The organism is Ruegeria sp. (assembly GCF_965221235.1).
Classification (GTDB): Bacteria; Pseudomonadota; Alphaproteobacteria; order Rhodobacterales; family Rhodobacteraceae; genus Ruegeria.
The window spans coordinates 995176-1017620 of record NZ_CBDCRS010000004.1; the positions used below are offsets into that span (position 1 = coordinate 995176).

A 22445-nucleotide genomic window follows, 5' to 3' on the forward strand; every position below is an offset into this window, starting at 1 on the left:
GGACCATCACGGTCGCTTTGGGAGGGGCGGACGCATGGAACACAGCACGGACATGCTTATCATCGGTGCCGGCTTCTCGGGGCTGACCATGGCCATCGAGGCGCGCAAACGCGGCATCCGCGACATCGCGATCCTAGAGAAAGCAGATGATATCGGCGGCACATGGCGCGAGAACACTTACCCCGGTGTCGCCTGTGATATCCCCTCGCATCTGTATTCGATGGCCACCCATCTGAACCCGAACTGGAGCCGCGCCTATGCGGGTGGGGCCGAGATTCAGGAATATCTGCAAAAGGTCTGCCGCGACGAGGGGCTTTATGACCTGTGCCATTTCCACCAACAGCTCAAATCCGCCCACTGGGACGGCGCATGTTGGCAGGTCGAGACAGAGGGCGGGCAACGTTGGTCGGCACGATTTCTGGTTTCGGCCATCGGCGCGCTGCACTTGCCCAGCATACCCGACATCCCCGGGGCGGAAAGTTTCCCCGGCCCTAAGTTTCACTCAGCCCAATGGGATCATGAAGCAGATCTTGCAAACAAAAGCATCGCAGTGGTCGGCACCGGGGCCTCAGCCGTTCAATTCGTACCCGAAATCGCTAAGTCGGCAGCCAATGTCACGATCTTCCAGCGCACCGCGCCTTACGTCCTGCCCCGCCCGGACGGGCCGATTGCACCCTGGGTTCGCGATCTGTATCGGCGCGTGCCGGCCCTGCCTCGATTACGGCGCAAGCTGATCTATCTGATCTTCGAATACCGCCACCGGGTCTTTCGCGGCGAAGAGCGGATGGTGAACTTCGCCATGAAGATGTGGCGCAAGGCACTGGAGGCCTCCATTTCGGACCCCGAAGAGCGCCAGCGCCTCACCCCCGATTACCGAATCGGCTGCAAACGCATCCTCAGCTCGAACGACTGGTACCCGGCCTTGGCACGGGACAATGTGCACGTGATCCCTCATGGCGTCGCGTCGATTGAGGGCAACCGGATCATCGCGACCGATGGCAGCCAAACCCAAGCGGATGTGCTGATCTGGGGGACCGGTTTTCACGTCACCGATGTGGTGGACCGGCTGGATATCTCGGGGACTGACGAGCTGACCCTGCGCGAAGCCTGGGCTGATGGGATGAAGGCCAATCTGGGCACTGCCATCGCTGGGTTCCCGAACTTCTTTATCCTGCTGGGGCCGCACACCGGGCTGGGCCATAACTCGGTCGTGCTGATGATCGAAGCACAGGTGCGTCACATCGGTTGGGTGCTGGACCAGATGCAGCGCGACGGGATTCGGGCCATCACCCCTGACGCGGCCAAACAGGCGAGCTTTACGCAAGAGATGCAGAACCGCCATTCTGACAGTGTCTGGCAGGCAGGCGGCTGTAAATCATGGTATCAGGACGCCGAAGGCCGCAATACAACGCTTTGGCCCGGTACCGTATCAGAGTATGAAAAGCGTATGGCCCAATCCGGCATGGAGCAGTATCACCCTGCCCCATCCCAAGGCGGAGACCGCTGAGATGACCACGATCCTGACCCTTATCCTGCTGATCGGAGCCTTCCTTGTCGGCATGAACATTTGGACGCGCAAATTGACCCGAGACGGGCTTAAACGGGTGCCACAAATGGGAGAGGTCGTGCCGGTCAACGGCGGCAGCATTCACTACGTTGAGAGAGATACCGTAATGGCCCCGGCGCGAATCACGAACGTTTCGCTTGTTGCAGACGTGGAGATGCGGTGTCGTTGCCCCAGACACGCGAGGCGTGTCCGTCTCCACGGGATCATCCCCGAGGGGCGTCCCAGCAACTGAATACGAACAGGAGCAACGACGTGAGTGTTTTTATCGGAGTAGACGTGTCCTTGGCAAGCTCGGCCATTTGCATTCTTGGCGAAGGCGGCAAAATCATCAAAGAGGCCAAGATAGACAGCGAACCGGCTGCGTTTGTCGCCTTCATGCAGAACCTGCCCTACGAGATCACCGGGATCGGCATGGAGGCCGGTCCGCTGTCGCAGTGGCTGCACAAGGCTCTGGCCGATGCGGGGTTCCAGGTTGTGCTGATGGAAACCCACAGGGTGAAGAAGGCGCTGTCCGCCATGCCCATTAAGACCGACAGGAGGGACGCCGAGGGGATCGCGCACTTGCTCCAGCTCGGCTGGTTCAGTGCGGTGCATTGCAAGTCGGTCACCGCCCAGGAGACGCGCGCGGTTCTGACTGGGCGCAACGCACTGAAAAAAGCGCTCATTGCCATGGAACTCTCCATGCGTGGGATCCTGCGCAACTTTGGATTGAAGATGGGGCAGATCTCCAAGAAGGGCTATGAAGAACGGGTCCGGGAATTGATCGACGGCAATGACATGCTGAAGCAGATGGCGTTGCCGATCCTGGCGGCGCGGGCAGAACTGCGCAAGCAACTGGCTGTCTTTGAGCGGCAGGTACGCAGCATGGCCATGAAGGACCCGGTATGCCGCAAGCTGATGACCATGCCGGGGGTCGGGCCGGTTGTCGCACTGACCTACCGGGCGGCGATTGATGATCCGACCCGGTTCCGCAGATCGAAGGATATCGGCCCGTGGGTCGGACTGACGCCCAGTCGGGAAGAGTCCGGCGAGCGCTCTGTTGTAGGGGCAATCTCCAAGACTGGGGATGTCGGTTTGCGCTGCGCACTTTTCCAAGCGGCGAATAGCATGCTGAACTGCGGAAGCGAGAACTGGTTGAAAACCTGGGCGCAGCAACTCGCTGAGAAGTGCGGCAACAGACGGAAGGCTAAGGTCGCGTTGGCGCGGCGGATCGGCGTGGTCCTGCACCGCATGTGGATGGACAACACCGACTTCCGGTCCATTCGTGAAGAGGCGATGGCGCTGCGCGCTGCCTGAGAAACCGAGGCAATACACGATGAACGTAACACGAGCAAAAGGAGCAAACGGCGACGCCTGAAAGCGTCTGCCCAGCGGCGTCCCCAACCGGGACGCGGTCCCCGATGATGCACGAGACCCCCTGGTCGCCAGCCCTTGCAGGGTTGAGCACGTAGTGAAGATAGGCACTCGGGACTGCACTGGACAAAGTATCAAGTCGGCAACCACAGCAACGGCGTTGTGCGTTGACCACGAACGGAAGGCAGAGCCTGGTGGAGACATATCAGTTGCGCGGAACAGCACAGACGAAAGCCAAGCATGATGAACATAATCTTCTGAGAACCAGGGCCATGACACCTGTGTGCTCTGCATATGACCGACCCCGCGAAAACCAAATCGGTCTCGCGGCGCGCCCGGTTGCCAATGTAGCGCTTGACACGGAGAGGGCCATTACGGAAGGTGATCCGTCGAACCAGAGCATCGTCATGATCCACGGGCTGACAGGGCAGTTGCAGCATTTCACCTATGCGCTTGTCGATATGCTGGCCGATGACTACCACGTCATTGCCGTTGATCGGCCCGGTTGCGGATACTCGACCCGGGACAACCCCGATCTAGGCCGCTTGCCGGAACAAGCGCGCATGATCCAGGAGTTTCTGGACACCAAAGGTGTGACTGATGCGGTTCTGGTCGGCCACTCGCTTGGCGGTGCGGTGTCGCTGGCGATGGCGTTGGATCACCCTGACAAAATCAAGGCACTGGCCCTGTTGGCCCCGTTGACGCAAAAGATGCCGTCCCCTCCGCATGTTTTCAAACCGCTGGAAATTCGCGCTGAGTGGCTGCGCCGCCTAATCGGCAATACAATCGCCGTGCCGCTGGCCGCCAAAACTGCCCCTCATACGCTGAACGCCGTATTCACGCCCGATCCCGCACCCGCTGATTTTCTGGATCGGGCGGGCGGCGCACTGGGTTTGCGCCCGTCGGCTTTTGTAACCGGCTCGCAGGATGTCGTCGGCATTGACGCCAGCATCGAGGCGCAAGCGGAACGTTATGGCGACCTTAAGGTAACCGGAGGTATCCTCTACGGCGCGCAGGACGCGATACTGTCACCAACCACACATGGGGACTCGATGGAGCAGTTCGGCCTTGGCTGCGAAAACATCGAGGGCCTGGGACACATGATCCTGATCACAGCCCCGGAGGCATGCGCCACGTTTATCCGCAACATGGCTGCCCGCGCTATGGCTGATCCAGACACAAAAATTGAAACGGGCTAGAACGGGGCAAAAGAATCCTGTGGGGACCGTGTTTTCCCTCTTGACGCTAACTACCCCCTCCCTTAAATCGCCTCTCACTCATGGCGGAGTAGCTCAGTTGGTTAGAGCAGCGGAATCATAATCCGCGTGTCGGGGGTTCAAGTCCCTCCTCCGCTACCAAATTCCCCTTAATGAAGAAGCAGGCGCGGACGATGATGTGCGCAGCGTTTTCTCGTCTTTCAAAGGCTTTGGCCGCACGCGATCGGCGGCCATTACCGGCGATCGAGCAACTTCCAACGCCTTGATAGATCAGCCCGTTTTGACCGCCTGACCGACCTGCATCTCGACCAGCTCTACGGCTTTGTCGATCAGAAACAGCGCTTCCATCTTGGTTGAGGCTTCCAGAGTGATCTCTTCACCTATCTGGAACGCCAGTGCGTGATCTGTTGCGGCGCCGGTGATTGTTGGCACTTGCAACAGCGACGGCTCTGACTTCATTCCCGCTTGTTTGTCAAAAACGATCAGGAAAACACCATTGCCCCAATAGGTTGCGACCTTGCGCCCCTCTTGAGTAGCTCGAAGCAGAGCTGTACCCGCGGCTGCCATGGCTTCGCGGAATTCGCTTTTGCTGCTGGACCGGTACATGTGTTCTGCATCTGATACCCGGACCGCCACGATCTTGGCTGCGGCCGAGTGCATTGTCGCAAGCTGAATGACATAGTTTTCAAACTCGGCCAAACCGATGCATCCGGGCAAATCCCCGAAATACTGCGGCTCGCTTACCGAGTCGTCGGGATACAGTTCCGATTCCGGCCACGCATGTGCATCGGCCTCAAACACCTCGATCGCTGCCCGACGTTCTGCTGCCATCCTGTAGGCATCCGACAGGCGCTGCTTGAGGTCCGAAAACTCAAAGGGTTTTGTGACGTAATCTGTCGCCCCGGCCTCAAACGCTTCGTCGATATATTGCTTCTGCACCATGGCCGTTACCATGATGATCGGCGTGTACAGATATCCCGGCAGTTTGCGGGCCTCTTCGCACAACGCGATCCCGTTCATTTGCGGCATCTGCACATCAAGAAGCAAACAGTCGAACGCCTCGGACGGGTTCGACAGAATCTCCAGGGCTTCGCGACCGTTTCGGGCGGTCACAACATCCTTGTACCCGAATGCAGCGAGCACATTATGCAGCAACTCAAGGATGCTGGGGTCGTCGTCTACGGCAAGTATACGCATAACTTTTCACCAACCTCTTGCACCGAACCAATCGCTGGGCATTGCAGACTTAAGAGCAGCGAGCGGATCGGTGCGTAAAAACTCTTAGGACTGGACCATGATGCCGAACAAAGACGGCAAAAGGTTGACCCAAGATGGGCCACGTTATGTCTGCGCATCATTTCTCATTTGCGCAGGTTTAACGGGACGCCCCTGTTCTTGTCGGATTTGTTTTCTTTTGCCAAAGAAGGCCAGCTTTGCGGTGGAACCGGCGGGCTTTTACCCAGCATCTTCAGGCAGACCATCAGCCCAAAAATCGCGTTTCCAACTGGGAAAGCGCATTGCCTCTAAATCAAACCATTACAGCATCTTGGGACAAAAAGCGTAAAGCCAGCATGTGACCAAAGGCGAGTGCACATTCAGGCTCATTCAATGAGCCCGACTCAACCAGCGAAGAAAACACGAAAAAGGATGTGATTTGGACACAGTTTTGCGACAAATCCTGAAATTACCTCATTAGGTTGTGGACAGACCAGATTGAATCTTGTCATAAGTGTGCCGACATTATGAGTAAAATATGGACAGACCACTCAGGTATGAGCAGGCATTCCCAGCGTCGGAGATCTTTCCCGACCTAAGCCCTGCCAATGACGCTTCGGCCGCACCAAAGGCTGTGGAGCAACACGATTCGATCGCGCCCCAGCGCGATGTCGCGACGCCGCAGGGCGCGCTTGGAGACGTGCGCGCAACCACAATGAGCTTTCGTAACATCCACGAACACGGCACTTTGCTGGCGAAATACCTTGAGATGCGGAAAACCATCTTTATTGACCGGCTAAAATGGCAGGTCGGCCAAGCGGATGGGATGGAGTTCGACCAATATGACACTCCGGCCTGTCAATGGGTCGTATTGCATGAGTTCGGCGAGGTTCTTGGCGGCGTGCGGCTGTTACCAAGCACGGCGCAGTGCGGAATATACAGCTACATGCTGCGGGACGCGCAAAAGGGCATCCTGAAGGGGATGCCAACGGACATTCTGTTCTTTGATGCGCCGGTGAAACCAAATGTTTGGGAGGCGACCCGGTTTTTTGTAACTGACAACGTCTCATCCGCGCGCAGGTTACAGGTGCAACAGGAACTGTTTCACCAAATGACAGTCACGGCCAAAGAGGGCGGTGCCTCAAGCATACTCGGTATAGTTCCTGCCATCTGGGCGCGGTGGTCACGCAGACTGGGGGTTGAGGCCTCGCCTGTCGGCGCGAAATTCTCGATTGATGGCACGGCAAGCCAGTCGGTCCTGTTCAACATCGACAGGTAAGCGCGACCCTTCGCAATGGTCATATTCACATGAACCATGTTGCTTCGGGCAGTGACCCCGAAGCCCATCGGTATTTATAACACCGCTGGATCGCCGTAGTTTTTCCTTTTGACCCCCACCACAGAATCGGGCGCCGCCCCCTCTTAACCGTGGCATCAGCACGGCAAATGCCAAATTAAGGTCAAGAAAATACCGCGTTTGACGCGGTTTTTCTGCTGTTTTGCCGCTGTTTCGTCCCACTCGCCTCCTAATCTGCCCCTGTTAAACAGAGTAAACGTGGTTTATCAGTCATGAGACATTCGACCCTCGGCCATGATCGGTTTCAGAACAAACTGGAACTCCGCGCGCTGAGGCAAGTGACGCTCAACGTGCTGGTTGTCGATGACGAGCCAAGCATCCTGGAGCTTCTGCAATCCGCCCTGCCCGAGCTGGAAAACTGCGCCGTATCGGTTGCCGCTTCGGCTGATGCGGCTTTGCAAATGATAAAAACCGCCGAAGCCCCGTTCGACTGTCTGCTTTTGGATATTCAGATGCCCGGCACCAATGGGATCGAACTACTCAGGCAGCTGCGAAAAACTCCGGGCAATCTGGAAACGCCGGTCATCATGTTGACCGCGATGGACGATCAGAAACACATCGAAGAGGCGTTTCTGGAAGGTGCATTTGACTATATCACCAAGCCTTTCGACTTTTTCGAACTGCGCAGCCGGATGAACGCCGCCCATCTTTTGATGATGGAGCGGATTCGGGCCAAAACGTCTTCGGCCTCGATACAGGACCTGCGCAACGAACTGGAATTCAATCAGCAGTTCAGCTTTGAAGACCCTCTGTCGATCGAAGGGCTCGAACGCTGTTTGCGCTATGTCGAGTTCGACCACTATATTGATCAGCTTTCCCGTGGCCGCCGCAGCGACTCGTGGGTGACGGCGGTTAAACTGCAAGGTGCAGAATACCGTTTTGATCTGATCGAATTCGGTGCGTTCCGGCGCCTGATCTCTGACATTGCTCAACGCATAGACGTGATTTCACACCGGACAGAAGGCGTATTCTGTTACCGGGGAAGCGGCGTGTTTCTCATTGTTACGCATGGGCGTGGCTTGACCAGTCAGCTTCCCACTGAAGACATTCTGAACAGAGATTTAAAGCAGGCCGTCAGCGATGGCTGTCTGAGCGCAGTGATGAGTTCGCCGGTCTCCATGCGCTCGTTCTCAAAGTCCGGCGCGATTGCAGCGATGAATCAAGCATTGGAAAAAGTAAACAGCAGGGAGAGCGCGCTTGGCAAAAGCGCGGCTGTACACACACATATGAAATTGGAAAACACACCTATCCTCGAAGAAAAATCGACCGGCAGACTGTTTGATACGGTGCTGCGTGAAATGTACGGCGACACCACCTATCTTGATCGCAAATAAGCTTGGTTGCCTTTTCAGGCCTGCTCGACCTCAAGGATCAGTGGGCCGCTGGTGCGCATTGTAAAGGTCAGAACCGGTTCGGGCATTGGCGCGTCACCCAATGAGAAATTGACGCGGCGCAGAACCGACGCCATCAGAACCATGATCTCAGTTTCAGCGTATTGCGCGCCGATGCAAATTCTAGGACCGTCTCCGAACGGGATATACTGCCCACGCGGCAAAGCCGGACCCATAAAGCGTTCTGGCCGATACTGATCGGGCTCATCCCAGAGCTTTTGGTTCCGATGCAGCGAGTAGACGGGATAGAACAGCGCATCCCCTTTTTCGATCTTCACGCCCTTGATCTCGACGCTGTCAGCGGCGTCGCGGGCAAAGAAGGCGGCAGACGGGTACAGTCGCAGTGTCTCTTTCACATGGGCGCGCAGCAAGGGCATTGCCTCAAGGTCCGAGAACTCGATCAGTCCATCCGGGCGCGCTGAACGGATTTCAGTGCGAATTCGGTTTTGCATGTCCGGGTTCAGCGCTAGCAGGTAATACCCCCAGGCCAGCGCATTGGCCGAGGTTTCATGACCGGCCACAACGAAGGTCAGCAGGTTGTCGACCGTTGTTTCCTTGTCCTCGAAATCCGTTTTCAGCGCTTCGATCATGAAATCCAGAAAGTCGAGAGGCTCAGCGCGGTTTTCAGCCCGGCGCTGTTCGATCACCTGCCGCGCGAGGTCGCGCATCGTTGTGACCGGGGCTTTGCTGCTAAGCCACTTTTTCCTCGGCAGCCATTTCGGCAATCCCATCAGATCAAACAGCGACAGGTCCGAGATATAGTTGAAATAGGCGATCAGTCCTACCCGGATCTGTTCCGAGCTGACTTCTTTATTTCCCGAAAAGATCACCCGTGAAATGTTCGTCAGGGTCGATGCCGGTGCAACCTGCGCCATGTCGACTGGCCCCGGATGCTCGGCCAGCGACTCGGCCACTTCTGTGCCCGTTTCGGCAAAATGCCTGGCCATGACCGGCAGGTTTCTGGCCGCGAATAAAGGCGAGTATCTGCGGCGCTGCTGACGCCACTTGTCGCCCTCGGACAAGATCAGGCCATTGCCTACCGCCGATCCGATGATGTCTTTCGTGAACTTAGCCTTTGGAAAGGACCGTCCCTGCCCGACCAGCAATTCAGTGATCATTTCCGGATCACAGATATAATGAATATTCAGCGGGCCGCGCACGTAGGTCTCACGCAGGGTCTCAGCGGGAATGACCTCCAGCATGTTCCGGCCAGCGGATCGCGCAAACTGAATCAGGCTTACAGGTTTTTCCGCCAGTCGCGCCGATACCGGAGTGACGTCGAACTGCTTCATTTTCGTCATTCCAAACGCGGTCAAAGCGCTGTTCCTTCACGTGTTTTTGGCCTGCCTTGCCTTAATTTAGATACAAAAAAGCCACCTTAGCAACGAATTCGTGAAAATTTGGCGCAGGTGTAGGCACTTAGGCAACAAAAGACGGCAAAATTCGCCGTCATCAAACTCAACAATTGGCGGCAGCGTCCGAAACTATTGCCAAACTGTGAACCCAATTCCGACCAACTACGTCCTCATTGTTCGGATATGGCATTTCTGAGACGTCATGGAAAAAGACTTTGGGATGACCGCCACCGATCCAGCGCAGCCAGATCGCCCCAAGGGCGAGCCGGAAAACCGGTTGCTGCAAAACATCAAGGATTACACTGCCATGAGCTTTGCGCTCTTGTGGCAGCGGCAGGCTATTTTTCTGGCCACAACCATTCTGACCGGGTTCTTCTTCGACCCGATCAACGCCTTGCTGTTCTACGGCATCATTCTGGTTTGCGAGGTACAGGACCTGCTGCTCGCCAAACGTGTGCCGCGTCTCAAGCCGGAACAGCACAAGGCAATTGCCATGATGGTTGCCTGGATTCTGCTGAACACAATCCTCAGTGCGACTGCGATTTGCCTCTACGCCGTCTCGGTGGCCTTCAAACAGCCGACCGGAGGGCATTTCACCCCCTTGTTCTTCCTGTTCGCGGCGGCCCTGTTTGCGGCCATGAACAACCACCAGTTCGTCTGGGCCATGGCAGTGCGACTGGCCATGTATGGCGTGTCGTTCATGGTGATTGTCGTCAAAGACATCTGGGTCGAACGTCCCGAGTTGTCCTCAGACCTGTGGCTGCAATTCTTCACCGTCATCTTTGTGATGTATTTCCTGATCGACTGCTCACTGGTTTACCTGAGGCTCTATCGCAGAAACCTTGAGCAACTTGAAAAACTCAGGGAAGAGCATGAACGGACTAAGGCCGCTTATATCGCAAAATCCCAGTTTATTTCGACCGTCAGCCATGAGTTGCGCACGCCCCTGACGTCGATCAAAGGATCGCTGGATTTGATCAATTCCGGCGCATTGGGTCCGGTTCCCGAGTCCATGCAGAACCTTGTCGAACTGGCGGGCAAGAACAGTGAACGGCTTGCGTCACTGATCAATGACGTGCTGGACATTCAAAAGATGGAAGCCGGTGAGATGAATTACCGTGAAGGCATCATTGATGTCCACGAACTGGTGCGAGAGGCGATTTCCTGCAATCTGGGATATGTCAGCGCACATAACGTGGAAATCGCCGAAGATATTCGCGGCTCCGGCAAAGTGTATATCAAAGGGGACGCAACGCGGCTGTCTCAGGTTCTGGCCAACATGATCTCGAATGCAGCCAAATTTTCGTTTGACGGCGGCGAGGTCACTGTTGGCTGCGAAGAAGCCGGATCTCAGGTGCGCATCTTTGTGAAGGACGAAGGTGTTGGTATTCCTAAAGGCAGCCGGGCCAAGGTGTTCGACCGCTTCTCGCAAATTGACTCATCGGATGAGCGGCACGTGGGCGGCACGGGGCTTGGGATGAACATTTCAAAAGAAATTGTCGAGCATTTTGGCGGTAAAATTGACTACAAAAGCAAGCTTGGCGAAGGCACCGAATTCTTCATCGAACTTCCCATACTGCCCCGAAACGTTGCCCGTCCGGACGTTCGGGAGTTGCCCAGAACCGACCAGCACAGCGTTGCGAAAGCGACGTGATGAAAGTCATCCGATTGCTCAAACTGAATTTGGCCGGCTGAAAAAGAAATGTCGTCCCGGCGACACCACCGGAACGACATACTCGTTACCCAATACACTTCCGAAACAGCAGAACTTCCAACTCTTTCGGTTTACCGCGTCACCCGAAAAGGTGACTAACTCATGCAATTATATTTAGCTGATGTTCTGCCTGAACTGGAGAGTTTCCATCATTTGGCGCCCTTTACCCGCTCAAAGCGGCAAATATTGGAAACAAAGCATAAGCGAATAGAAAACTGTCATCCCGTTGAGGAAGATTCCGGGCGATTCGACGTCGCGAAGCGTAACTAAGGTCATTTGCCCGCAGACCGACAAAGCGGGTGTTTGTTTTGAACTGGGTCCGGTTACGGGCCGAAAGCCCTGTCAAAATGACAGGCTTGGGGTCGCACGGCTGACGTTATGCGTTTTCTGTGCTCCGGCACTCTCGATGAAAACTGTCAGTTTGTCGGCTCTCTGAAAACGCTCAAAATAAATGAACCGGATATGGTCGACCTCTTCGATCACCTGACATTGTATCTGATACTCGGCCCTAAATTCAGAGTGATATTCCTGGCTTCCCTCAGCCTCCGCCCCCGCCTGCGACAGAGTAACATTTGCCGAGACCGCAAAACACAGTGCCTCGTCGGGCGGCAGAAACAGGTCCAGCGGTTCGGACAGCGCCGATATCGCACCTGCAACCAGGGCGCGGTCTTCGTCGGTTTCCGCTTGATGCTCAAACCCTAAGATATCCGCAGCGGGGACCGTCAAAGACAACGAATATTCTGCCCCTGAGAACGTGATACCCAGCTGCCCGGTTCCATGTACATGGCTCTGTCCAGGCTGTGCGCAGGCCATCGCAGGAAAAAGGGTCGAGGCAAGGAACAGATGTTTCATAAAAACGGCACCAGAAAACTCAAACATATTAGGCATATCTTAATCTGTTTAGAACCGCTTTCAATCCGAACGGGCCTCTCCCTGCCCCGCCAAAAATGGGGAGGTTCGGAAATAAAATAAATTCCCGACAATAAAACTCAGGTTGACATAGCTGATTAATTCACTCAGTTATTCCGCAATATGCGCCGCCCCATGGTGGCACAGCCGGATATGTTTCTGACAGGAAAGCACCTCTCGATGACCAAAATCTTTGCCGCCTCCAGCGTCCTGACGCTTGGGATCGCCACAGCAGCCGCTGCGGCGGATGCGCCGTCCAAGGCCGAAGTTCTCACCACCTATGCCAACATTGCCGAGGCGAAATTCGACGACAGCCTGATCGCTGCGAAAGCGTTGCAAGAGGCCGTGAACGTCTTGATTGCCGAGCCATCCGACGCGACTTTGAATGCGGCCCGTGCTGCATGGGTCGCCGCGCGCGTCCCCTATCAGCAGACCGAGGTTTACCGCTTTGGCAACGCCATCGTGGACGACTGGGAAGGCAAGGTGAACGCCTGGCCACTGGACGAAGGCCTGATTGACTACGTTGACGCGTCTTACGGCGGCCCGACTGATGAAAACGAATTTGCCGCGCTGAACGTTATCGCCAACCCCAGTTTCGAGCTGTCGGGCAAGAGCATCGACGCCACCGAAATCACCCCCGAACTGTTGGGCGAGACCCTGCACGAAGCCGACGGGATCGAGGCGAACGTGGCAACCGGCTACCACGCCATCGAATTCCTGCTGTGGGGTCAGGACCTGAACGGCCACGGTGCAGGTGCAGGCAATCGTCCCTACACCGACTATGTTCAGGGTGACGCCTGCACGCACGGCAATTGCGACCGTCGTGGTCAGTATCTGAGCGCCGCGACCGATCTGCTGGTCAGTGATCTGGCATGGATGGCAGAGCAATGGCAACAAGGCGGTGAAGCCCGTGCCGCGCTGACCGAGAATGAGGCCGCAGGTGTTGCCGCCATCCTGACCGGCATGGGCTCTTTGTCTTACGGTGAACAGGCCGGTGAGCGGATGCGCCTTGGCCTGATGCTGAATGACCCCGAGGAAGAGCATGATTGCTTCTCGGACAACACCCACAACAGCCATTACTACGATGGTCTGGGCGTTCAGAACGTCTATCTGGGCAGCTACACCCGCATCGACGGCACACCAGTTTCCGGCGCATCATTGTCGGATCTGGTGCTCGCGTCTGACCCGACGCTGGACACCGAAATGAAGGCCAAGCTGTCGACCACGATGCAGGCTTTGGGCCGGATCAAATCGACCGCCGAAGCAGGGTTCGCCTATGACCAGATGCTGGAACGCGGCAACGAAGGCGGTGAGCTGCTGATCATGGGCGGCGTCAACGGTCTGGTCGATCAGACCAAAACCATCGAACGCATCGTGACCACGCTGGATCTGGATCAGATCGAGTTTGAAGGGTCCGACAGTCTCGACAACCCAAACGCGGTTTTCCAGTAACCCCCTCGGGGCAGGAGGCGTGGGCAATTTCACGCCTCCTGCCCAGCCGCGTCGCAACTTGACACTGGCCTTTTACGGAATAACTGACTAATTGACTAAGAAATGTAACTGAGCCCCGACTCACTATGATCGTCTGCCACTGTACGAATATCACAGACCACGACATCCGCGCCGCAATCGACTGGATGCGCGTCTCGGACCCATATGCTGCACGGTACACGACGCTTCTTGAAACGAGGGGCGAAAAGGATTCGAATTGAAGATTCTTCACTACAAGGATCTTCAGGATGTTCGGATTTCTCCTCACCCCTCTGATGACAACGCTAAGCCCACATTTTGATCTGAGCAAGACGCGATTGGAGACCCTGGCCATAATGCTGATTGGTCTGGCAAACGGTCGAACTGTGAACCTTGGTCATCTGGCGAGTCAGTTCCCCGGCAGCGCTCTTCATGCATCGAGTTATCGCCGCCTTCAGCGCTTCTTCCAGCATGTTCGATTGGATGGAGATGTGGTTGCGCGGTTGATTATCTGCCTGCTTGATCTGAAGGGTCCAAAGCTCCTTGCGCTGGACCGGACCAACTGGAAGTTGGGCAAGACCGATATCAACTTTCTGGTTCTGGCGATCGTGACACGCCGCTTCAAGGTGCCTCTGATGTGGTCGCTTCTGGGTAACAGCGGTAATAGCTCAACGCGGCAACGCAAGAAGTTGATCCGACGATATCTTCGAGTGTTCGGGGCATCTTCCATTGAGGCTCTGCTGGCAGACCGGGAGTTCATTGGGGATAAGTGGTTGGATTTTCTCGCTGAAAACAACGTTCCATTCGTCGTCCGCTTACGCGAAAACATGCACATCCACACCGAAGACGGACGCCGGTTCCAGTTGCGTTCGCTGCTGCGCAAACGCCGCAAGGGCCAATGGAAAGGCTGGCTGGGCGGCATGGCGCACACGCCCAAGAACCTATTTCGCTTTCAGGGGAAACGGATCAAAGGTGGCGAGTTGATTTGGGTCGCAACAAACATCGACGCCCCAAAAAACCCACTCAAACTCTATCGCAAAAGGTGGGGCATTGAATGCCTCTTCGCAGATGCCAAAACTCGTGGCTTCAATATCGAAGACACTCACATCACCGACCCGCACAAGCTTGCGACACTCCTTACGATCGTTGCGCTGGCCATGACCTGGGCATACCGATGCGCAAGTCAGGCGATGGGCCGACAGGGGATCCCGAAAAAAGCCCACAAGCGGCGGGCAACGTCATGGTTCAGGGTCGGGTTCGACGCGCTCCGACGTTGGATCTTATATAACCCGGAAAAGGCTCTTCAGGCCTGGCGACGAACCTGCCCAAAGCGGTCGCTTTCAAGCCCCAAAATGGAGCGCGTTTGGCCATGAGTCGTGTACCATGCATATGCTGTTATCACGCCTGGCAAAATCTACCATGCGCTTGGGAAATCCGCGGAATGCGGCGGATGTATGCCTCTTTTCCTAGACTCAATGCGATCGAGCGATAATCTGGAAGTCCCCACGCAGCTCCGTGCGCTTCGCACCCGAGCAACTCAGGAGAAAGCAGATGAAGGGCGATCCCAAGGTAATCGAATACCTCAACAAATCACTGCGGCATGAACTTACGGCAGTCAGCCAGTATTGGCTGCATTACCGCCTTCAGGAAGACTGGGGCCTTGGCCATATGGCCAAGAAAAGCCGCGAAGAATCCATCGAAGAGATGGGCCACGCGGACCAGCTGATTGAGCGGATCATTTTTCTGGAAGGCCACCCCAACCTTCAGAAACTCGACCCGCTGCGCATCGGCCAAACCCCCAAGGAAACACTGGAATGTGATCTGGCCGCCGAACACGACGCGCGTGCCCTATATGTCGAAGCACGCGACTATTGCCGAGAGGCGGGCGACTATGTCTCGATGTCGCTGTTTGAGCAATTGATCAGCGATGAGGAAGGTCATATCGACTTTCTCGAAACGCAGCTTGATCTGTATGAAAGGATTGGCGAAGCCAATTATGCGCAACTCAACGCATCGAAAATGGACGAAGGCGAATAGCCTTATTGCACTATCGGTGGCTGCTTTGGCAGCCACCCCATCCCATGCAGCCGATCTGCAGGATCTCCATCTGAACTTCACCCCCCGCACCGAAGATGAGCGCCTTCGCATTGAGCGAGTCACCGAGGCGCCTTCGGATTTCAGCGCACCGCAAAAGTTCGAAGACCTGCCCGCTGGCGCCGCCACGGTTCGCGTCCGCACTGACGCGGATGCGTTTTCGCAACCCTCTGGCAACCTGAGCTTTGAGCAAGAGCTGGACTTCAAGGTCGGCAACGGCTTGTTCAAGAAAATCTGGGTGTCTTCGCCCTCTTCTACACTGGCCTCCGACGGGCTGGGGCCGCTGTTCAACGCCCGCTCGTGCCAGCGTTGTCATATCAAGGACGGACGCGGGCATACGCCCAATGGTCCGGACGATAACGCGATTTCCATGTTCCTTCGGGTCTCGATCCCCGGCGGGGCCGAATATGATGAGATCGCGGACTACCTCGCCACCCAACCCGAACCGAATTACGGCGGGCAGATGCAGGACCACGCTCTGCCCGGCCATCCGGCGGAATACCGGCTTGAAATCGCCTATGAAGACGTCCCCGTCACCCTGTCTGACGGTGAGGTCGTGACCCTGCGCAAACCGACCTACACCGCCGCTGATCTGGGATATGGCCCCCTGCACCCTGACGCGATGCTCAGCCCGCGCGTTGCTCCGCAGATGATCGGCCTTGGTCTGCTTGAGGCGATCCCGGTCGAGGACCTGCTGGCCAATGCCGACCCCGATGATGCGGATGGCGATGGAATCTCGGGCCGTGCCAATATCGTCTGGTCGGTTGAGTATGGCGCACCGATGATGGGCCGTTTCGGCCATAAGGCCGGGATGCCGACGATTATGGAACAATCCGCGGCGGCCTTTGTCGGAGACATTGGCATCTCGAGCCCGCTCTATCCGGCGGGTCACGGGGATTGCACCCCGGCACAGGTCGATTGCGTGAACGCGCCGCACGGCGATGGCGATGACCGGGTGTTCGAGATCGATCAGACCGGAATGGATTTGGTTGCCTTCTACAGCCGCAATCTGGGCGTTCCCGAACGGCGGGATGCGGACGATCCTCAGGTTCTGCGCGGCAAGCAGGTGTTCCACGATAGCGGCTGCGCCTCGTGCCACACACCCGCCTTTGTCACGCACCGCATGCAGGACCGACCCGAGCAGAGTTTTCAGCTGATCTGGCCTTATTCCGACCTATTGCTGCATGACATGGGCGAAGCGCTCGCCGACAACCGCCCCGAAGCCCGCGCGACGGGTCGTGAGTGGCGCACCCCGCCCCTGTGGGGCATCGGGCTGACGCAGCAGGTCTCAGGCCACACGCAATTCCTACACGATGGCCGCACACAATCGCTGCTCGAGGCGATCCTGTGGCACGGAGGCGAGGCGCAGGCCGCCCGCGACACCGTCGTGTCGCTGCCCAAACCCGACCGCGACGCCTTGATCCGTTTTCTCGAAAGCCTCTGACTCATGCGCATCTTAGCTATTGCTCTTGTTCTGACCCTGCCGGTTTCTGCGCTGGCGCAGGATCGCGGACCGATCCTGACGGATGTGGTTGCGGGGCATATCCTGCCTGGCTTCGCGGCTCTGTCCGACACGTCCTCTGTGCTCGCGCAAACGGCGCAATCCAATTGCGCTGCGACGTCGCCCGAGTTGCGCGCGGCCTATCACGCGGCCTTTGACGACTGGATTACGGTCAGCCACCTGCGTTTTGGCCCGTCCGAGGTCGATGACCGCGCCTTTGCGCTGGCCTTCTGGCCCGACACCAAAGGGTTCACGCCTAAGGCTCTGTCCACTTTGATCGCCGCGGAAGACACCGCCGTTGAAAGCCCCGAGGCATATGCCGAAACCTCGGTCGCCGGACGCGGGTTCTTTGCGCTGGAGCAGATGCTATACGACCCCCGGTTTGCGGAACAGGGTAGCGCGCCCTATCGTTGCACCCTGATTCAGGCCATCGCCAAAGATATCGACCGCAATGCCCGCGCGATTGACAGAGGCTGGGAAAACTACGCTGCCGCACTGACCCGACCGGGCGACAACAGCCCTTATCGGTCGGACGATGAGGCCATGCAGGAACTCTACAAGGCTCTGATCACCGGGCTCGAGTTTACCTCAGACACGCGCCTGGGCCGACCGATGGGGACTTACGACCGCCCCCGTCCCAACAGGGCCGAGGCACGCCGGTCCGGGCGATCTCTGCGTCATGTGGAGTTGTCGCTGATCGCCCTGCGTGATCTGGCCGCGCGCCTGTCTGTGGACCACCCCGAGATTGCCACCAATCTGGACCACGCGTTCGACAAGGCCATCGCCCGTGCACAATCGCTGGACGATCCGGCGCTGGCTGGGGTCTCTACCCCTCAGGGCCGCTTGCGGGTCGAAGCTCTGCAACAGGCGATCAACGATATTCGCGCGATTGCCGCAACCGAACTGGGACCGACACTGGGTATCAGCGCCGGGTTCAATTCGCTGGATGGAGACTGACCCATGCCCAGCCGCCGCAACTTTCTGGCCGGTCTGGCCGCCACGACCCTTGCGCCGGTTCGGGGCTGGGCCGCGGTCGGCGCGCCGGATTATCTTGCCGCCGCCCTGTTCCCGGATGGCAGCTATCGGTTGGCGGGTCTGAACGCGGGCGGAGATATCCTGTTTTCCCTCCCTTTGCCCGCGCGCGGCCATGCTGCCGCGGCCCATCCCCATAAACCGCAAGCCGTTGCTTTTGCCCGCCGTCCCGGCACCTTCGCGGTCGTCATTGACTGCGCAACCGGGGCTGAGGTCAAACGGCTGACCGCCCCCGAAGGCAGGCACTTTTATGGTCACGGCGCGTTTTCGCCAGACGGCGCGTGGCTGTTTACCACTGAAAACAACTATGAGGCCGGGGATGGCGTGATCGGCATCTGGGACACGGCAAGCTATACACGCGTCGGAGAATTCCATTCCGGCGGCATCGGCCCGCATGACATGCGTCTTATGCCCGACGGCCAAACGCTGGTCGTTGCCAATGGTGGCATCGAAACCCACCCCGAGACCGGCCGCACCAAGCTGAATCTTCCCACCATGCAGCCCCGGCTGACCTATCTGAATCTGTCCGGAACTGTTCTGGAACAGGTGGAATTGCCACGCACGCTGCATAAGAACTCAATCCGCCATCTGGCCGTGCGGTCAGACGGTTTGGTGGGGTTCGCCATGCAATGGCAGGGTGACAAGACACAACATCCACCCCTGCTGGGCCTGCACACTCGCGGCAAAGCCCCGCGCCTGTTATCCGCCCCGGACGCTGACCAAAGCCGCCTGCAAGGCTATGCGGGCAGTATTGCTTTCGCGGGAGACGGTGAGACCATCGCCATCACCTGCCCGCGCGGCAACGCCCTGCATCGGTTTACCGTCGCGGATGGTCAATTGACCGGGGCGTTCGCGCTGGAGGATGTTTGCGGTCTGGGGGCCGGTCCCTCGGGGTATGTGTTCACAACCGGCACCGGACTCGTCGGCGAACTGGTCCCAGAACCCCGGATTTCAGCACGACCGGACTGCCAATGGGACAATCATCTGGTCCCAATTCGCACCTCTGCATAAATTCGGCAAATCCTACCGCATAGATTACACTTGGAAGAATCAAACTGCTGCCGTATTGGCGGGCGCGAAACTGGTACCCTACGTTAAGGACTGACTTGATTGAAACAGACGCCCGACGCACCGCATTCCATCTATGGGGTTGAGAAATGGGGCAAGGGCCTCATTGAGGTGACGGAGCAGGGCGAGATCGGTCTGCGCAATCCTCTGTCCCCCGAAGCCGAAGCTATCAGCCTGCCCGGTATCCTCAGCGATCTGGACGACCGAGGCATCAAGGCCCCGATGGTCCTGCGCGTGACGTCTTATCTTGAACATGAGATTGCCCATCTGAACGAAAGCTTCCGCGATGCCATTGCGCGCGTGGGCTACCGCGGGGCTTATCGGGGCGTCTTTCCCATCAAGGTGAACCAGCAGGCGCAGGTCGTCGACCGGATCGTCGAATTTGGCAAAAAATACAACTACGGCCTAGAGGCGGGGTCTAAGCCCGAGCTGGTGATCGCCTTAGCGCATCGTCTGGCCTCCGAAGCGCTGATCGTCTGCAACGGCGTCAAGGATACCGAGTTCATCCAGCTGGCCATCCTAAGCCGCAAGATCGGGTTCAACACCGTCATCGTTCTGGAAAGCCCGAAAGAGGCCGACACCGTGATCGAGGTCTACAATGAGCTGGGCATCGAACCCCTAATCGGTGTGCGCGTGAAATTGACCAACCAGATCAGCGGCAAGTGGGAAGAAAGCTCGGGCGACCGTTCGGCCTTTGGCATGAACACCGACCAACTGGTGGCGACGGTCGACAAGCTGAAAGCGGCCGGTCTGCTGCATTGCCTCAAGTTGCAGCACTCGCATCTGGGGTCTCAGGTTCAGGACGTCAACGATGTCCGCCGCGCTGTGGGTGAGGCCTGTCGCTACTACACCGAACTGACACGCGAAGGCGTGCCGCTGACCCATCTGGACCTCGGCGGTGGTATGGGCGTGGACTATACGGGTGAGAAAAAGGCCGCCGAAAACTCGATCAACTACACGGTCGAGGAATACTGCGCCAACGTAGTCGAAACCGTGGCCTATGCGATGGATGAGGCCGGGATGGATCACCCAACACTAGTGACCGAAAGCGGCCGCGCCGTCGTGGCAACATCCTCGATGCTCGTGTTCAACGTGCTGGAAAGCACGCTGTATGATGCACCCAATGGCCCCGAGGTTGAGGCTGACGATCACCATCTGGTCTCGGATCTGGCGGCTATCAATGGCTATCTCAGCAAGGATCGTTTGCAGGAATGCTGGAACGATGCCACCTTCTACCGCAACGAATTGCGCGCGCTGTTTCGACGTGGCTATGTCGACCTGCGCCAGATGGCCCGCGCCGAACGGATATACCTTTCCCTGATGGCCCGCCTCAAGGCGCTGGCCGCCAGCGATGATCTGGAAACCGATGTCGATGAACAGCTAGAGAAAGTGGCCGATATCTACCACTGCAACTTTTCGCTGTTTCAATCCCTGCCCGACGTCTGGGCGATCGACCAGCTGCACCCGATCGTTCCCTTGCAGGGTCTGAACCAGACACCAGACCGCCGCGCAGTCCTGTCCGATATCACCTGCGACAGCGACGGCAAGATCGACCGCTTCATTCTGGCCGACGGTGTTTCGCCCAGCCTGCCGGTGCATTCACTGCCCGAGGACAACGAATATTACATGGGCGTATTCTTCGTCGGCGCTTATCAGGAAACACTGGGCGATCTGCACAACCTGTTCGGAGACACCAACGTCGTCACCATCGACCTGCGCGCCGATGGCGGCTTTGACCTGCTGCACGAACAAGAGGGCGACACGATCAGTCAGGTCCTGTCCTATGTCGAGTTCGACCCGCAAGACTGTGTCGCCGCCTTCCGCAAAATGGTGGACGAGGCGATCTCGACCGGTACTCTGAAAGCCAAAGACCGCAAAACCCTGATGAGCGCCTATCGCGACTCGATCAACGGCTACACCTATTACGAATAAGAAGGAGACACACCATGGGCAAAACACTGGTTGTCGGCGCAGGCGGCGTATCCCACGCAGCCGTGCACAAAATGGCGATGAATTCGGACATCTTCACCGAAATCACTCTGGCCAGCCGTACGAAATCGAAATGCGACGCCATCGCCGCGGCCGTGAAGGATCGCGTTGGCGTGGAGATCAAAACCGCCGAGTTGGACGCCTATAAGGTCGAGGACACGGTCAAGCTGATCAAGGAAACCGGTGCCGAAATCCTCGTGAACCTCGCCCTGCCCTATCAGGATCTGGTGCTGATGGACGCCTGCCTTGAGGCGGGCATCCACTATCTCGACACCGCGAACTACGAGCCCGAGGATGAGGCCAAGTTCGAATACCACTGGCAATGGGCGTATCAGGAACGCTTCAAAGAGGCTGGCCTGACCGCCATCCTCGGCTCGGGTTTCGATCCGGGTGTGACCAGCGTGTTCGCCAAGTGGCTGAAGAAGCACAAACTGGACACCATTCGTCAGATCGACGTGCTGGATGCCAATGGCGGCAGCAACGATCAGGAATTCGCCACCAACTTCAACCCGGAAATCAACCTTCGCGAAGTGCTGGCCGAGGTGCGCCACTGGGAAGGTGGCGAGTGGAAACACTCCCCTGCCATGACCCACAAGGTCGAGTTCGACTTCCCCGCCATCGGCCCCAAGAACATGTACCTGATGTATCACGAGGAACTAGAGTCGCTTTCGACCCACTTCCCCGAGATCGAACGCGCGCGCTTCTGGATGACCTTCGGTGACGCCTACATCACTCACGCCAAGGTGCTGGAAAACGTCGGCATGACCCGCATCGACCCGGTGATGCATGACGGTAAGGAAATCATCCCGATCCAGTTCTTGAAAACCCTTCTGCCCGATCCCGGCGATCTGGGCGCTGAAACCAAGGGCAAGGCCTGCATCGGCGACATCGCGACGGGCCAGGCCAAGGACGGCTCGGGCGAGAAGACCTATTACATCTACAACATCTGCGATCACGAGGAGTGCTATGCCGAGGTCGGCTCGCAAGCGGTCAGCTACACCACCGGCGTCCCCGCCATGATCGGTGCCGCACAGGTGCTGAAAGGCAACTGGACCGAGCCGGGTGTTTGGAACATGGAACAGCTGGACCCGGATGATTTCATGGACATGCTGAACACCCACGGTCTGCCATGGCAGGTCCACGAACTCGACGGCCCGGTCGAGTTTTAACTTCATCTTTTCCTAAATACTCCGGGGGCCCGGGGGCAGCGCCC

At 57.5% G+C, this 22445-nt stretch carries 17 protein-coding genes, 1 tRNA gene and 1 pseudogene; 16 read left to right on the plus strand and 3 right to left on the minus strand.

Annotated elements, in window-relative coordinates; genetic code table 11:
- Nucleotides 1-34: 34 nt before the first annotated feature.
- From ACOQOY_RS08055 to ACOQOY_RS08070, 4 genes are all read left to right on the plus strand, one after another.
- On the plus strand, nt 35-1507 hold the full coding sequence (locus ACOQOY_RS08055; RefSeq protein ID WP_420584941.1) for a flavin-containing monooxygenase: 1473 nt from the start codon (nt 35-37) through the stop codon (nt 1505-1507).
- A 312-nt stretch (nt 1508-1819) separates the two neighbouring features.
- A complete protein-coding gene (locus ACOQOY_RS08060) occupies nt 1820-2863 on the plus strand; it encodes an IS110 family transposase (protein ID WP_420584942.1) in 1044 nt (347 codons plus the stop codon).
- Nucleotides 2864-3192: 329 nt separating this feature from the next.
- Nucleotides 3193-4119, plus strand: a complete 927-nt coding sequence (locus ACOQOY_RS08065) for an alpha/beta fold hydrolase (protein ID WP_420584943.1) — start codon at nt 3193-3195, stop codon at nt 4117-4119.
- An 82-nt stretch (nt 4120-4201) separates the two neighbouring features.
- A tRNA-Met gene (locus ACOQOY_RS08070) sits at nt 4202-4278 on the plus strand.
- Nucleotides 4279-4407: 129 nt separating this feature from the next.
- Here ACOQOY_RS08070 and ACOQOY_RS08075 read toward each other — a convergent pair.
- Nucleotides 4408-5334 (minus strand): response regulator, encoded by a 927-nt coding sequence (locus ACOQOY_RS08075; RefSeq protein ID WP_420584944.1) that lies wholly within the window; start codon nt 5332-5334, stop codon nt 4408-4410.
- A gap of 556 nt (nt 5335-5890) precedes the next feature.
- On the opposite strand from ACOQOY_RS08075, the gene ACOQOY_RS08080 reads away from it, so the two are divergent.
- Together ACOQOY_RS08080 and ACOQOY_RS08085 are read left to right on the plus strand one after the other, a co-directional pair.
- A complete protein-coding gene (locus ACOQOY_RS08080) occupies nt 5891-6631 on the plus strand; it encodes an acyl-homoserine-lactone synthase (protein WP_420584945.1) in 741 nt (246 codons plus the stop codon).
- A 290-nt stretch (nt 6632-6921) separates the two neighbouring features.
- Nucleotides 6922-8043 (plus strand): response regulator, encoded by a 1122-nt coding sequence (locus ACOQOY_RS08085; RefSeq protein ID WP_420584946.1) that lies wholly within the window; start codon nt 6922-6924, stop codon nt 8041-8043.
- A gap of 14 nt (nt 8044-8057) precedes the next feature.
- Here the strand turns inward: ACOQOY_RS08085 and ACOQOY_RS08090 are convergent, their stop codons facing one another.
- The gene (locus ACOQOY_RS08090; RefSeq protein WP_420584947.1) at nt 8058-9392 is read right to left on the minus strand and encodes a cytochrome P450; all 1335 of its coding nucleotides are present in this window, start codon (nt 9390-9392) and stop codon (nt 8058-8060) included.
- Nucleotides 9393-9657: 265 nt separating this feature from the next.
- Between ACOQOY_RS08090 and ACOQOY_RS08095 the strand changes: the two genes are divergently transcribed.
- Nucleotides 9658-11109 (plus strand): sensor histidine kinase, encoded by a 1452-nt coding sequence (locus ACOQOY_RS08095; protein WP_420584948.1) that lies wholly within the window; start codon nt 9658-9660, stop codon nt 11107-11109.
- A gap of 402 nt (nt 11110-11511) precedes the next feature.
- On the opposite strand, the gene ACOQOY_RS08100 is transcribed toward ACOQOY_RS08095, so the two are convergent.
- On the minus strand, nt 11512-12021 hold the full coding sequence (locus tag ACOQOY_RS08100; protein WP_420584949.1) for a ZrgA family zinc uptake protein: 510 nt from the start codon (nt 12019-12021) through the stop codon (nt 11512-11514).
- Between the two features lie 237 nt (nt 12022-12258).
- On the opposite strand from ACOQOY_RS08100, the gene ACOQOY_RS08105 reads away from it, so the two are divergent.
- From ACOQOY_RS08105 to ACOQOY_RS08145, 9 genes and pseudogenes are all read left to right on the plus strand, one after another.
- The gene (locus ACOQOY_RS08105; RefSeq protein WP_420584950.1) at nt 12259-13530 is read left to right on the plus strand and encodes an imelysin family protein; all 1272 of its coding nucleotides are present in this window, start codon (nt 12259-12261) and stop codon (nt 13528-13530) included.
- Nucleotides 13531-13655: 125 nt separating this feature from the next.
- Nucleotides 13656-13733: pseudogene (locus tag ACOQOY_RS08110) on the plus strand ((2Fe-2S)-binding protein); the annotation flags it as partial.
- An 84-nt stretch (nt 13734-13817) separates the two neighbouring features.
- A complete protein-coding gene (locus ACOQOY_RS08115; RefSeq protein WP_420583443.1) occupies nt 13818-14921 on the plus strand; it encodes an IS4 family transposase in 1104 nt (367 codons plus the stop codon).
- 178 nt (nt 14922-15099) lie between these two features.
- Nucleotides 15100-15585, plus strand: coding sequence for a bacterioferritin (bfr, locus tag ACOQOY_RS08120; protein WP_420584951.1), 486 nt, complete (start codon nt 15100-15102; stop codon nt 15583-15585).
- Nucleotides 15545-17086 (plus strand): di-heme oxidoredictase family protein, encoded by a 1542-nt coding sequence (locus ACOQOY_RS08125; protein WP_420584952.1) that lies wholly within the window; start codon nt 15545-15547, stop codon nt 17084-17086. Before bfr ends, ACOQOY_RS08125 begins: the two co-directional genes overlap by 41 nt.
- A gap of 3 nt (nt 17087-17089) precedes the next feature.
- Nucleotides 17090-18100, plus strand: coding sequence for an imelysin family protein (locus ACOQOY_RS08130; protein ID WP_420584953.1), 1011 nt, complete (start codon nt 17090-17092; stop codon nt 18098-18100).
- Nucleotides 18101-18103: 3 nt separating this feature from the next.
- On the plus strand, nt 18104-19186 hold the full coding sequence (locus ACOQOY_RS08135; RefSeq protein ID WP_420584954.1) for a DUF1513 domain-containing protein: 1083 nt from the start codon (nt 18104-18106) through the stop codon (nt 19184-19186).
- Nucleotides 19187-19285: 99 nt separating this feature from the next.
- Nucleotides 19286-21175: a biosynthetic arginine decarboxylase gene (gene speA / locus ACOQOY_RS08140; protein ID WP_420584955.1), complete on the plus strand. Its 1890-nt coding sequence runs from the start codon at nt 19286-19288 to the stop codon at nt 21173-21175.
- 14 nt (nt 21176-21189) lie between these two features.
- Complete coding sequence (locus ACOQOY_RS08145) at nt 21190-22401, plus strand: saccharopine dehydrogenase family protein (protein ID WP_420584956.1); 1212 nt, start codon at nt 21190-21192, stop codon at nt 22399-22401.
- The last annotated feature ends 44 nt before the right edge of the window (nt 22402-22445 follow it).

Bases quoted from the DNA above. Each gene is read 5' to 3' on its own strand.
- ACOQOY_RS08135 (WP_420584954.1), top strand. From the start codon at position 18,104: ATGCCCAGCCGCCGCAACTTTCTGGCCGGTCTGGCCGCCACGACCCTT.
- ACOQOY_RS08095 (WP_420584948.1), top strand. From the start codon at position 9,658: ATGGAAAAAGACTTTGGGATGACCGCCACCGATCCAGCGCAGCCAGAT.
- ACOQOY_RS08075 (WP_420584944.1), bottom strand. From the start codon at position 5,334: ATGCGTATACTTGCCGTAGACGACGACCCCAGCATCCTTGAGTTGCTG.
- ACOQOY_RS08130 (WP_420584953.1), top strand. From the start codon at position 17,090: ATGCGCATCTTAGCTATTGCTCTTGTTCTGACCCTGCCGGTTTCTGCG.
- ACOQOY_RS08100 (WP_420584949.1), bottom strand. From the start codon at position 12,021: ATGAAACATCTGTTCCTTGCCTCGACCCTTTTTCCTGCGATGGCCTGC.
- ACOQOY_RS08090 (WP_420584947.1), bottom strand. From the start codon at position 9,392: ATGAAGCAGTTCGACGTCACTCCGGTATCGGCGCGACTGGCGGAAAAA.
- ACOQOY_RS08145 (WP_420584956.1), top strand. From the start codon at position 21,190: ATGGGCAAAACACTGGTTGTCGGCGCAGGCGGCGTATCCCACGCAGCC.
- ACOQOY_RS08065 (WP_420584943.1), top strand. From the start codon at position 3,193: ATGACACCTGTGTGCTCTGCATATGACCGACCCCGCGAAAACCAAATC.
- ACOQOY_RS08055 (WP_420584941.1), top strand. From the start codon at position 35: ATGGAACACAGCACGGACATGCTTATCATCGGTGCCGGCTTCTCGGGG.
- bfr (WP_420584951.1), top strand. From the start codon at position 15,100: ATGAAGGGCGATCCCAAGGTAATCGAATACCTCAACAAATCACTGCGG.
- ACOQOY_RS08115 (WP_420583443.1), top strand. From the start codon at position 13,818: ATGTTCGGATTTCTCCTCACCCCTCTGATGACAACGCTAAGCCCACAT.
- ACOQOY_RS08125 (WP_420584952.1), top strand. From the start codon at position 15,545: ATGCGCAACTCAACGCATCGAAAATGGACGAAGGCGAATAGCCTTATT.
- ACOQOY_RS08105 (WP_420584950.1), top strand. From the start codon at position 12,259: ATGACCAAAATCTTTGCCGCCTCCAGCGTCCTGACGCTTGGGATCGCC.
- ACOQOY_RS08085 (WP_420584946.1), top strand. From the start codon at position 6,922: ATGAGACATTCGACCCTCGGCCATGATCGGTTTCAGAACAAACTGGAA.
- ACOQOY_RS08080 (WP_420584945.1), top strand. From the start codon at position 5,891: ATGGACAGACCACTCAGGTATGAGCAGGCATTCCCAGCGTCGGAGATC.